At 46.8% G+C, this 12,424-nt stretch carries 9 protein-coding genes and 1 pseudogene; 4 read left to right on the top strand and 6 right to left on the bottom strand.

All coding sequences use genetic code 11. From position 1 onward, the window contains the following. Window positions 1-63 precede the first annotated feature (63 nt). The 4 genes from AC0MA3_RS07250 to cysC are packed head-to-tail and all read right to left on the bottom strand — an operon-like array spanning window position 64 to window position 7,115. Window positions 64-3,429, bottom strand: a complete 3,366-nt coding sequence (locus AC0MA3_RS07250) for a beta strand repeat-containing protein (RefSeq protein ID WP_474655675.1) — start codon at window positions 3,427-3,429, stop codon at window positions 64-66. A gap of 36 nt (window positions 3,430-3,465) precedes the next feature. Beyond that, entirely contained in the window at window positions 3,466-4,377 is a 912-nt protein-coding gene (locus AC0MA3_RS07255; RefSeq protein WP_474655676.1) for a hypothetical protein, read from the bottom strand. Next, window positions 4,370-6,586, bottom strand: a complete 2,217-nt coding sequence (locus AC0MA3_RS07260; RefSeq protein ID WP_474655677.1) for a preprotein translocase subunit SecA — start codon at window positions 6,584-6,586, stop codon at window positions 4,370-4,372. Before AC0MA3_RS07260 ends, AC0MA3_RS07255 begins: the two co-directional genes overlap by 8 nt. 4 nt (window positions 6,587-6,590) lie before the next feature. Then, window positions 6,591-7,115, bottom strand: coding sequence for an adenylyl-sulfate kinase (cysC, locus tag AC0MA3_RS07265; protein WP_474655678.1), 525 nt, complete (start codon window positions 7,113-7,115; stop codon window positions 6,591-6,593). A 147-nt stretch (window positions 7,116-7,262) separates the two neighbouring features. Between cysC and AC0MA3_RS07270 the strand changes: the two genes are divergently transcribed. The 4 genes from AC0MA3_RS07270 (at window position 7,263) to AC0MA3_RS07285 (ending at window position 11,332) form a co-directional block, all read left to right on the top strand. Next, window positions 7,263-8,129 carry an FRG domain-containing protein gene (locus tag AC0MA3_RS07270; protein ID WP_474655679.1) on the top strand — a complete coding sequence of 289 codons (867 nt, stop codon included), beginning with the start codon at window positions 7,263-7,265 and terminating at the stop codon, window positions 8,127-8,129. Between the two features lie 85 nt (window positions 8,130-8,214). Next, window positions 8,215-8,766 carry a DUF6143 family protein gene (locus tag AC0MA3_RS07275; RefSeq protein ID WP_474655680.1) on the top strand — a complete coding sequence of 184 codons (552 nt, stop codon included), beginning with the start codon at window positions 8,215-8,217 and terminating at the stop codon, window positions 8,764-8,766. Between the two features lie 162 nt (window positions 8,767-8,928). Then, entirely contained in the window at window positions 8,929-9,624 is a 696-nt protein-coding gene (locus tag AC0MA3_RS07280; protein WP_474655740.1) for a DUF6273 domain-containing protein, read from the top strand. 214 nt (window positions 9,625-9,838) lie between these two features. Further along, a complete protein-coding gene (locus AC0MA3_RS07285) occupies window positions 9,839-11,332 on the top strand; it encodes a peptide MFS transporter (RefSeq protein ID WP_379156255.1) in 1,494 nt (497 codons plus the stop codon). A gap of 93 nt (window positions 11,333-11,425) precedes the next feature. Here the strand turns inward: AC0MA3_RS07285 and AC0MA3_RS07290 are convergent. Continuing rightward, window positions 11,426-11,572, bottom strand: a pseudogene (locus AC0MA3_RS07290) (ABC transporter permease); the annotation flags it as partial. A gap of 63 nt (window positions 11,573-11,635) precedes the next feature. Further along, the gene (locus AC0MA3_RS07295; RefSeq protein WP_474655681.1) at window positions 11,636-12,202 is read right to left on the bottom strand and encodes a TetR/AcrR family transcriptional regulator; all 567 of its coding nucleotides are present in this window, start codon (window positions 12,200-12,202) and stop codon (window positions 11,636-11,638) included. Window positions 12,203-12,424: the final 222 nt, after the last annotated feature.

Below are 12,424 nucleotides of genomic sequence, written 5' to 3' on the forward strand. Positions count from 1 at the left end.
ATGAGTATAAAAAAACAGGCTGCCCATTATCAAAATGAACAACCTGTTTTTGTTGAAACAGATTTATTTCAAGGAATCCAATAGATTCTTCACTTGCGGGTCAAGGCTCAATGCATTCATAAGGGTCGTCAATGCTTCCGCACGCGTTGTACTGCTCTTCGGATCGAACTTACCAATGGATTTACCGTTGATCATTCCCACTTGAGCGGCTACCTCTATTTCCTTTCCTGCAAAAGAATTGGACAAGTCGGTAAACCCGCCTTTCGTGCTGTCCTTAGAAATAGAGTCAAGATTCAGGATTCGAGTCAGTATGACCACCATCTCTTCGCGTGAAATGAATTGATCTGGATGGAAGGTGGAATCTGCATATCCTTTAACAACTCCCGCTTGAGCAAGCTTTAGAATTGCATCACTTCCCCAGTGACCTGTAATATCCGTGAAAGATGGAGAAGTTACCGCCGTTCCGGTCTGGATATTAAACACTCGTGCCAGGATGATCGCGAACTCGGTTCGGGTAATATTGCCGTTCGGAACAAAGTCTCCACTTCCATTGCCTTGAATGGCACCAAGCTTCACGAAAGCCGTGATGGTCTGCTCAGCCCAATGACCTTTCGCATCCGAGAACTGCAGGGGCGCTGAGGATTGGCTCGCAATTTCCACTTTATTCTCCAAGAATGAAATTAACTTGGTAGTATCGACAATGCCGCTATTGAACACATTAGCTCCTGCCGGTGCCGGTGCCGGTGTTGGTGTCGTTGGCGGTGTTGGTGGTGTTGGCGTCGGTATTGGTGTCGTTGGCGGCGTTGTTGGCGTCGACGGCGTTGTTGGCGTTGGCGTCGGCGGTGTTGTTGGTGTTGGTGTCGGCGGTGTTGATGTCGGCGGTGTTGTTGGCGGTGTTGTTGGTGTTGGTGTTGGCGTTGGCGGTGTTGTTGGCGGCGTTACCGTCACCGCAATAAGTGAAATGGTGCCCACGCTCACGCTCTGCCCCGCTGTTACCGTCACAGTTGCCAATCCGTCGTTATAACCCGCACTACTTACGGTCACCGTCTGACTTCCCGGCAGGATGTTGCTGAGCGTGAATTGACCCTGCGCATCCGTAATATCACTGATTCCGCCGATCGATACGCTCGCTCCGCTAATCGGAGTATTGCCAAGTCCTTGCACAATGCCCGTTACGGATCCTGTTGTCTGCGCCGGGGTTAGTGTTACGGTGCCCACACTTACGCCCTGTCCCACCATTACTGTCACAGTTGCCAATCCGTCGTTATAACCCGGACTACTTACGGTCACCGTCTGGCTTCCCGGCGGGATGCTGCTGAGCGTGAATTGACCCTGCGCATCCGTAATATCACTGATTCCGCCGATCGATACGCTCGCTCCGCTAATCGGAGTATTGCCAGGTCCATATATCACACCGGTTACGGATCCTGTTGTCTGCACCGGGGTCAGTGTTACGGTGCCCACACTTACGCCCTGTCCCACCAATACTGTTACAGTTGCCGTTCCATTGTTATAGCCCACGCTGCTTACAGTGACCGTCTGGTTTCCCGGCGGGATGTTGCTGAGCGTGAATTGACCCTGGGCATCCGTAACATCACTGATGCCGCCGATCGATACGCTTGCTCCGCTAATCGGAGTATTGCCAGGCCCATATACCCCACCGGTTACGGATCCTGTTGTCTGCACTTGCGTCAGTGTTATGGTGCCCGCACTTACGCTCTGTCCTGCCGTTACCGTCACAGCTGCCAATTCGTCGTTATAACCCGCACTACTTACGGTCACCATCTGACTTCCCGGCGGGATGTTGCTGAGCGTGAAGTGACCCTGCGCATCCGTAACATCACTGATGCCGCCGATCGATACGTTTGCTCCGCTAATCGGAGTATTGCCAGGTCCTTGCACAATGCCCGTTACGGATCCTGTTGTCTGCACTTGCGTCAGTGTTATGGTGCCCGCACTTACGCTCTGTCCTGCCGTTACCGTCACAGCTGCCGTTCCATTGTTATAGCCCACGCTGCTTACAGTCACCGTCTGGTTTCCCGGCGGAATGTTGCTGAGCGTGAAGTGACCCTGCGCATCCGTGATGTCACTGATTCCGCCAATCGATACACTCGCTCCGCTAATCGGAGTATTTCCAGGTCCTTGCACGATGCCTGTTACCAGTCCCGCCGATGCTACCGTTACTACGAAGGAGTCTGTCACAATAGCTCCTTGCGAATTTACAGCCTTTGCTGTTACCGTTACCGTACCCTGTGCAACTGGCGTCAGCAATAGCTGATTCCCGCTCACTTGAGCCGTCAGAACGGTTGTATTGCTGGAAACTGCAGTAATCGTCAACGGATCGCCCGCAGGATCAGTGAATGAGGAGGTAAGATCGATGCTGTACGATCCATCTGCTATATTAATCGCTTTATCTGGAATCGCTTGGACGGTAGGCTGGTAGTTGCGTAAGAAGGGATACGTAACCCCCTCTTCGATCGACCATACGTTAGTAAAGTCCCAACCTGAATAGTTCAGTTTACTCTTCATTTGTGTTGTAGTTCTCGGAGTACCATCGACGTAGTTATTACCGATCTGTCCGCTAACTGTGGAGTCCCAGAATGTCGCCGAAATGCTGCCGTTGCCATACCCAACGCTACCGCCTGGATTATAGTAATCCCAACTATTAGTTACTTCATCTTTTACAGTTCCTACAAAATAACTATTGGAAATACTGCCATCATTCCTCCCGGCAAGTCCACCAACTTTACCGTAATCATAGGGGCTGCTACCGGCTTGTGCTACGTCCACTTGTGCAAGAGTATTTGCAATCATACCACCTGGTGCATTAAGACCGACCAAACCACCGTCCATTGCAAAAGTAAAATAATTTGAAGTAACGATACCTGTGATATTAACCCGGCCGGATACGTGAGAATTTTGAATAGTCCCCTGGTTCGTTCCAGCTATAATTCCTGCTCTAATGTTAACTTGCCCAGCTGAAGGAATAGCAATGTTCGCATACAGAATGCCCAGATTTCGGACGACTCCGCCAGTTGCAAGGGTACTAAACAATCCAGCATCCGCGTTATATTGATTAATGTTCAAATTCTTAATATAATGTCCTGCTCCATCCAGCATTCCTGCGAAACTGCTGATCGGACTCCACTCATAATTGCTGAGATCAATGTTCGCACCAAGCTTATAGTATCCGGTCCTCAGGGTATTCATATAGTACAGTTCTTGAGGGGTCGTAATGATATAGGGAGAGTTGTAAGTCCCATTACCGGTAGTAGGCACAGCACCTGTTATAGGCATTGCCTGTACGGCAGTTGGAACTAGAGCCACCATTGGGCTAACAAGCATCACTGCTGACAGGGTCTTTATGGCTCCTTTTTTCCAGAGCATGCCTGTCTTTTCTTTCTCTTCTGAACTAATGAATCTGATCATATCGATTCCTCCTCTACATTATTAACGCATTTTTTATCACATTTCCGAGAAAGAATAGTCTCTGCGATCCACTCTCCGCACCTCTTGAACCATTCCTGGAATAAGAAAGGAGGTGCGGCTCGTGTAGTCCGAATGAAGCACGTACAGATGGCCGTTACCGTTATGCCTCTCCTCCCTTCTCATGAATACAGAGCCACCGATCACAATCTGATCGTCCGAGAGGGACAATCCTCTTGTAAAGTGCTGGGATTCGAACACGACCTTCCCGTCTGCCTTCAACGACTGGTGGGTCGAATCGCAATGATAACTGACACCTTGATGGACAATCAGATTATGTGCACAGGAGGATTCTGTAACGATCCGCTCCTTCACACGGAAATCAGAGTCTACCTTCAGAATTTCACTGGGCCTTCCGGTTTTGACCGTTTGGTTATGGCAAACCAGATGAATAGCTCCATCGTGCTTATATATGGAATTGATATGTCCATAATTGGAGGACTCTTCCTGATCGGCTAACTTGCCGAGAGGATAGTATTCCATCCAACACTCTCTTTCGAAGCTCCACTTAATAATCCGGTTATTGGGTGTATCGGTCATGAAGAGACTTCCGTCTATCATGTCGATCTGATGAATCCATCCTGGCAGATCAGCAAATACTACTTCTGCTGTTGTGTCCATTTCTTGTTGGAACCCCTCATCCAGCTTTAAGATTCTTCCGACCCTTCCAACCGACTCATAGATATACCACGATCGTCCATCACGGGTTATTCCGTAAAAATTGCCGCGTAACAGTAACGTGAGTATACCCTCGCGGATAAGAAACAGTCCCCTATTCGTAGCAATCAGATATATTCCTTCGACATCCACTTCGGAATTAATGATTTGCCTCTCGGGCAACAGCATTTCAACCTTGCGATCGCTCACTTCTAACCGCTGTGCGTTAACCATCCCCCTGTCCTCCTTTCCCCTCCAGTAAATTCGGCAAGGCTTGACCAAGCATCCATTCCCCGATTTGTCTTGTCAGATGCCGCTGCATCTCGGCGAACTGCTCATAAGCTGCGTTACGGAACATACGAATGGGATCCTCTTGTGCGTATGTTTGGTAGTGGACGCTCCACATTAGATCTCTCAGTCTCTCCAAATGGTTTATCCAATGACGATCAAGCATCCTCAAGTACCGTTTGTGCCACACCGGGATGAAATGTTTAAGCCTCGGCGAAGTGAGCGCTGCATGCCAGTATGCTGGCCATCGTTCCAGATCAATGGTTTCATTTATAGAAGAATCTCGCATATCCGATTGGATATATTCAACAACATGCCGGTTCAAGGTGGCTCTGAGCGCGCCTTTCTGCCAAAGCTCATTCCGGTGGGCATAGATCTGTTCACGCTGCTCACCCACGACCGAGTCCATTCGCGAGAGATAAGTCCGAACCTCTTGCCCGCGATTCTCTGCCCGCTGCTGGGCTTGCTTGAAGAGGAGCTCGGGTCTTTTTCGAAGCCTATCGTTTTCATTCGTGTAACGAAGGATCAGATCATCTTCCAAAGACACAATGAACCTGGACTGCCCGGGTTCACCCTGTCGTCCCGCCCTTCCGCGCAGCTGATCGTCCACCCTTCTGCTCTCATGACGTTCCGTGCCGATAACACAGAGCCCTCCAACTTCTGCTACCCCTTCACCCATCCGGATATCCGTCCCTCTTCCAGCCATATTGGTGGCCACCGTAACCGCTCCATACTGTCCGGCATCTGCAATAATCTCCGCTTCCTCCCGCTCGTTCTTCGCATTCAACAACCGGAATGGAATGGCCTCCTGCTCTAACTTGTGAGCTAGTTCTTCAGATTGCACGATTGTCCTTGTGCCAACCAATACGGGTTGACCGGCCTGATGGCAGGTTTTGATTGCCTGGAGAACGGCTTCCCATTTTTCATCCCTCGATTGACAGATGAGATCTCGTCCGTCCTTCCGTCGAACCGGCTTTGCTGTTGGAATAGCAGCAACCTGTAATCCAAACCGGCGTCTAACCTCTTCTTCGTCCCGCTTGATCGTTCCCGTCATCCCGGTTACGCGTTCATATAGCGATAGGTATTGTTGGACTGAGATCTCCCCAAGTACACTGTTCTCCATGGACAGAGGAATTTGCTCTTTCGCTTCAATCGCCTGGTGGAGCCCCTCATTGAACAGCCGCCCTTCCAGGATTCTCCCTGTGAAAGAATCAATAATCTTCATCTGTTGACCTTCGATGATATAATCCGAATCGCGCTTCATGATAAAAAATGCCTGCAGACTTTGATCTAGTATATGTAACACCTGCGAATTCTTTAGATCATATAATGGACCGATGCCGAACGCCCTCTCCGCCCGTTCCATACCCGAATCCGTTAAACTTACCTGCTGTGTCTCGACATCTACTTCATAGTCATCATTGATGTTGAAATTGCAGACCAAATCGGCGCAGACTGTATACCATTCTGAAGGCTCCTTGTTCCGGTCGGCAATAATCAACGGCGTCTTTCCTTCGTCAAGCATGATGCTGTCTGCTTCATCCACAATGGTATAAGATAAAGGACGCTGTACCCTCTGCCTACCGTCATATACCAGATGATCTCTTAAGTAATCGAACCCGAATTCGTTAAAGATTCCATAGGTAATCGCTTGTCGGTAGGCTAGTTTTTTGGATTCCACCTTCATACCGACTTCATTCAAACCAACACTTAAACCTAGCATTTCGTATACAGGCTTCATATGCCCGTAATCGCGTTCAGCGAGATAGGCATTTGTCGTCATTACATGTACACCTTTGTTCTGAAGAGCATACCAACTGGCTGGCAATGCCACAGTTACAGTCTTACCCTCACCCGTTGCCATCTCTACGATCTGTCCCTGTGCCATTCTGAGGCCTCCGGTAAGCTGCACATCATGCAATTCAAAACCGTGTACGCGTCTAACCGCTTCCTTCACCAGAGCGAATAATCGGTAAGTCCGGTCTTCCTCGTGTAATGCCACTTGGGCGTTTTCACGCAATTGATCTACGAAAAAGCTAAGCTCCTCATCCCGGCTCTGCTTCAGTGATTCACCGTATTGTCTGATTAAGTTCAGATGGGCATTCGCATCCGTTCGTTTCCACAACCCTCTTGTTAAGCTCCTGGTGAGTCCCATACGCTCATCCCCCAGATTCCGCTCTAAACGGCACAGGTGATGTGTGTTGAATGATCTTCAAGACACATTCATCTAAGGAGAATCTATCGGTCTCCACGATCACATCCGGGCAGTCAGGCTCTTCGTAAGGCGAATCGATACCCGTAAAATGCTTGATTTGGCCAGCTCTTGCTTGTTTATATAGGCCTTTCGGATCCCGATCTTCACAGACTTCCAAAGGGCACCGGACATACACTTCTATGTAGGAGTGCCCGATGAGAGAGCGGACCTTATTACGTGTGGAGCGGTAAGGAGAGATCGAGGCAACGATCACATTCAGATTGGCATCAAGCAGAAGCTTGCCGATCTCACCAATTCTTCTACCTGCCTCCAACCGGTCTTCTTCACTGAATTGAAGATCCTGATTAATTCCTCTGCGCAGAGCATCGCCATCCAGGATATAGCAATTATTAAGAAGCGGCTTCAGTGCCTCTGCAAGAGTCGATTTACCTGAACCAGACAGACCGGTTAGCCATATCAATTGACTCATAGATCCCATCCTCCAGCGGCCTGTTATTTATTTCAATTATACCAATTTTAAATGACACAAAAATGACAAACTAAAATTTTATATGTTGAACCTCCATAGGCACATGCGCATATTTTGTGAAGTATAAGATTCTAGGAGGACGCTATAATGACAAAACCCGCACAGCTTGCCCGAATATCCGAGAATGGGATTTTTGAAATAACCGGGATTCAATCTGTAGAGCAATACTTAAAAGCCGTTGATCAAATTTTCCAGAAGATTTGCCCTCCCAATGAGCCTAAATCATGCGAGCTTTGGTACAGAGGGGTTAAGAGCACTACCTATGATCCTTCCCCCTCCATCGCAAGGGGCCTTGGTCCCCAAGCTGAGATTGTCTATTTGTCAAAATTCCGTTCGCTCGCTTATCCATACTTGGAGCGGGTGCCGTATTTCCCCTTTTCTGAAGATAAAAGCTCGTATTGGGGCTGGCTCTTTCTGATGCAGCATTACGGAGTGCCTACACGCCTTATGGATTGGTCCCGGGAGGCCTTAGTTGCCTTATTATTCGCCCTTGGAGAACCAACCAGAGATGTGGAAAAGACGACTGACAAGGTAGTCTGGCTTTTAGACCCTGTCTCTTTGAATAAGTCCTTCCGTTTTTATAGTTTCCTTAAACCGGGCTATATCCCAAATGTAACTGAACCTGCTTTCACTGCACGCTTCGGCCCGATCAGCAAAAACGATAACGTAAAGGCGGCCGCCGCCATTGGCCCACTGAATAATCCGAGAATCATCAAGCAATCCGGCACCTTCACCGTCTTTCCAAAAACACAGAAAATCGTTCCGCTAGATAAGCTTCCTGATAGTTCAAGGTACTTATACAAAATTGTCATAAAAAACGATGCCCGCAAAGAAATGAATACTCAACTCCTGCATTACGGGTTAACTGAGCATGATTTATATCCGGGAATCGAAAATGTAGCTGCAGATATTACCCAAGAGCTCCAAGCGGAAGGTCTCCTTCCAAGCAACTAGAACTACCCGAAATATGAAATCCACTCCTGTCCATTACTAACAAACCTCAACTGACATAAAATACAAGAGGTGGAGGTGATATCCTATGAAATCCAAAAAGATTACTCCAAAAAGAGGAAGGTTTGGCCAAATCCCTAAAGTTGTCACTATCCCTAATCCATTATTTGAGTCGATGGAAGGCAAATATTTTGTGGGGCAGACACAATTATTGACTTTTGGCCGCGGGACAAACGCTTGGGGCGGGTTAATCAATCCCAAAGGTTCAGGCGTTAACCTATATGTTAATGTCTATACTGTCACAAATTTCTCTAACAAGACCTTTCCGGCCAAGATTTTCTTTAATACCTTCCCGCCCGGACACCCACTCACATCGCGGCTGTTTAGTCCTGCCAATACCACACGCAGTTCCATCCCAAAAGTAAAAATACAATTTGTCCGATCAACGGCGGGGATCCCGAGAGGGGGCACAAATGTGTTTCTCCGGGAGGCGCCACCACAATCAACGCTGGCCAGTGAGGAAGATGGGAAGTATATTATCCCGCCCGGAGGCTCGTTCATCCTATTTCTCTCCGGCCCCCTCTCCGGCATTGTTAAATCAAGGATTGCCTTCGGCTGGTGGGAGAAAAGAAGGAAGTAGGCGATTCACTATGCAAAAGAAGAGAGACCCGCAAATCGGGGCTCTCTTTTTTTATATAATAACGTATCTTAATTCCAATGGTCCTGGAGTTCTAGCCGCTTATTGAGGTAAAATTAGGCATTACCGATGAAAGCTACCTTAGGTAAGCCAAGTAATCCGGAGGTGAACCATTTGGACAATAATAATCTTGCATTCACACCAAGCCCAAGCCTAAAGAACGGGGACATCATTACGTTTGGAACATACCCGCAGTCAGAGAAGGGTACAGTACTTCCAATACAATGGCGTGTTCTTCAAAATTCGGGCAATGCTCTGTTTGTTTTGAGCGAATATATTTTGGACTGCAAGCGGTACCACGGGAGTAGCGTGGATATATCATGGCGTGATGCAGTGGATATTACGTGGCGTGACTGTGATTTGCGCATGTGGCTCAACGATGAATTCTATAACACCGCATTCAATCCTGCCGAAAAAAAACATATAAAGACGACTCATTGTACGGACAACGGAGAAAGCAGCCCGGATACAGAGGACAACGTCTTCCTGCTTAGCGTTACCGAGTTAAAGGAATTATCTGAGATTCACGGTAAGGATTTTCGGCGCGCTGTGGGAACGGATTTTGCCAAAATGAAAAAAACCGACGGATGTAATTTATACGTATATGATAAAACAGACACCGATAATTATATCGTCAAAAACGGCGAGGAAGTTGGCTGTTCCTGGTGGTGGCTTCGAACACAGGGAAACAAGCCTTCACGCGCGTTTTTTGTCGGACCGGGTTGCAGTATTCGCAGCTATGCGAATGTCAGCCTTGCCCGTGACGGTGTTCGCCCTGCACTAAAAATTAATTTTCAATGATAATAAGCCACGTAATGATAGATAACACTAAAAAAGATCCGTGCACACTTCATTTTTTGAGGTAAATCACAGCCAACCTTCCACGAATGTTATATACTAATTTTTCTGCATCCGCAGTAGCATCTGATAAATTGAAAAGTCTCAGAATGGGTATTCTTACTAAAGGATGATATTTTGCAGAAATAGTGTTAACACCAAGGGAGGAAGTAGCCGCATGGCCGATTTAAACAAACAAAGAATTGTGGAGAGTGTTCCGCAACGGGGGTTTTTTGGACACCCTAAAGGGTTATTCACTCTGTTCTTCACAGAGTTTTGGGAGCGCTTTTCCTATTATGGAATGAAAGCCATCCTTGTTTATTATATGTATTACGAACTGAGTCAAGGCGGACTAGGCATGGAGGAGAGCACAGCTCTCGCTATTATGTCTATCTATGGTTCACTTGTCTATATGTCGGGGATTATTGGCGGTTGGTTAGCAGACCGGGTATTTGGAGCATCAAAAGCGGTGTTCTACGGGGGCATATTAATCATGCTGGGGCATATCTCCTTGGCCATTCCGGGAAGTATTTCATTATTTTTTGTATCCATGGTTCTGATTGTGCTAGGTACGGGCTTGCTGAAGCCTAATGTATCCAGCATTGTAGGTGAACTATACAGCGAACAGGATGGGCGCCGGGATGCAGGATTCAGTATATTCTACATGGGCATTAACCTGGGGGCATTCATCGCTCCGCTTATTGTAGGAACCATCGGTATGAATTATAATTTCCACCTGGGCTTCAGCATTGCCGCCGTCGGAATGTTCTTGGGATTACTTATCTTTATCTTTACCAAGAAAAAAAACCTCGGCCTTGCAGGCACTTTAGTAGCCAGTCCGTTATCACAGGCAGAACGAAAAAAGGTGTCCCTTATCTTCGGTATCAGTGCAGTACTTCTCGCTGTTATCGTTGCTATTACGGTTCCGTTAGGTCTGCTAACGTTTAAATCCTTTATAGTAATCGTAGGTATTCTGGGCATTCTGATCCCAACCTTATATTTTATAGTCATGTTCCGGAGTCCCCGAACAACAAGCGTTGAACGCTCAAGACTCATTGCCTATATTCCGCTGTTTATTGCTGCGATCATGTTCTGGGCTATTCAGGAACAAGGATCAACCATCCTTGCCAGTTATGCAGATAAACGTACGCAACTGGATTTTGCCGGACTGCATATTTCACCAGCCTGGTTTCAGTCTTTAAATCCTTTATTTGTTATCACTTTAGCTCCCCTATTCGCCTGGTTATGGGTGAAACTTGGAAAAAGACAGCCCACGATACCGAAGAAATTCGCCTTAGGCTTGTTGTTTGCCGGCTTATCCTTCCTGGTTATCCTTTTACCTGCTTACTTTGGCGGTGAGAATTCCTTGGTTAATCCGTTATGGCTCGTCCTTAGCTATCTTGTAGTTGTACTGGGGGAATTATGCTTGTCACCTGTAGGACTGTCGGCTACGACAAAACTAGCACCCTCCGCCTTCTCAGCCCAGACCATGAGCTTATGGTTCTTATCGAACGCAGCCGCCCAAGCGATTAATGCGCAGATTGTCAGATTCTATTCGCCTTCCACCGAGATGGTATACTTTGGTGTCATTGGCGGATCGGCCATCCTTCTCAGCATTCTGCTCTACTTATTCTCCTCGAAAATACAGGGGTATATGAAAGGGATACAGTAAACCAATTCGTCAAGATTAGTGAGGAGCACCAGTATAATGGGGTGCTTCTTTCTTTGTTGGTTGTTTAATAAGGCGGATTCATATTCTTGATGTGTTCCCACTATTCATCGCAGCTAACGTAGATAACCCATTTCCCAAACCTGATAAGATAAATACCAACCAAGCGATTAGCACAAAAATAATGATGATCATTAAAAACCTCATTTTACTATGCATCAATTCTTTCATAGCTAAAAAAATTTCCTTTCCCAACTCTTTATCCTCATTTTAGACACTTGTGTCAAATTAGATCCAAGACTGCGGCTAGCTCTTGGCCCCTTCGATCCACATTTGGAACAATAGTTTTCCCCAATCAGGAATAGGGATATTCAACATATTAGGCGTATCAATTAAGTTAAAGAAAACACCAATAAGTACAGGAAGCGGGATATCCTGCCGCAGGCCTTTATCCTGTTGTGCGCGTTCAAAGAGGCGTGATAATTGAATTTTAAGAGTCTTATGTGCTTCCTCAATAAATTCAAGATCTCTCGCTGCTGCAGAAGAATTAGCCGTATTAATTTTACTGGCATTTCCCAAAAGTTGATGGAGCGTAGACTCTTCTACGTACATGAGGAGTAACTGTTCGAGAGCGTGCATAGGGTCAGTCTCATCAATTGCTAATGCATTTTCTAATACCATTGCCATTACGCGCTTCATACAAGCAGCCACGATCTCTTCTTTATTAGCGTAATATTGATAAATAGTGCTTCGGGCTCCTGAAAGATGCTGTGAGAGCAACTTGAGATGAAAACCGTCGTATCCATACTCAAGCACTAATTTTTTGGTCATATCCAGTAGCTCTGTCTCAGTAAAAGATTGTTTTCTTCCCATCGAATCTCTTCCTTTTTATCATTTAAGATCTGTGTTAACAGTAGCGTGAATCCAGCCCATCCGTTCCGTATCCATTCTGCTACGTAGAATTCTCACTAAAGATAAGAATAACTACATAGGACAAAATAATCTATAAAGAAATAGCTTAAGTCTAAAAAAACATCCGGTGGCACCGCAGTTTTGACTGACCGCAGAAATAGAACCAGACCGATTTCCTCGTTA

The sequence above is a fragment of the Paenibacillus sp. LS-5 genome (assembly GCF_056121505.1).

Bases quoted from the DNA above. Each gene is read 5' to 3' on its own strand.
- AC0MA3_RS07285 (WP_379156255.1), top strand. From the start codon at position 9,839: ATGGCCGATTTAAACAAACAAAGAATTGTGGAGAGTGTTCCGCAACGG.
- AC0MA3_RS07260 (WP_474655677.1), bottom strand. From the start codon at position 6,586: ATGGGACTCACCAGGAGCTTAACAAGAGGGTTGTGGAAACGAACGGAT.
- cysC (WP_474655678.1), bottom strand. From the start codon at position 7,115: ATGAGTCAATTGATATGGCTAACCGGTCTGTCTGGTTCAGGTAAATCG.
- AC0MA3_RS07250 (WP_474655675.1), bottom strand. From the start codon at position 3,429: ATGATCAGATTCATTAGTTCAGAAGAGAAAGAAAAGACAGGCATGCTC.
- AC0MA3_RS07255 (WP_474655676.1), bottom strand. From the start codon at position 4,377: ATGGTTAACGCACAGCGGTTAGAAGTGAGCGATCGCAAGGTTGAAATG.
- AC0MA3_RS07270 (WP_474655679.1), top strand. From the start codon at position 7,263: ATGACAAAACCCGCACAGCTTGCCCGAATATCCGAGAATGGGATTTTT.
- AC0MA3_RS07295 (WP_474655681.1), bottom strand. From the start codon at position 12,202: ATGGGAAGAAAACAATCTTTTACTGAGACAGAGCTACTGGATATGACC.
- AC0MA3_RS07275 (WP_474655680.1), top strand. From the start codon at position 8,215: ATGAAATCCAAAAAGATTACTCCAAAAAGAGGAAGGTTTGGCCAAATC.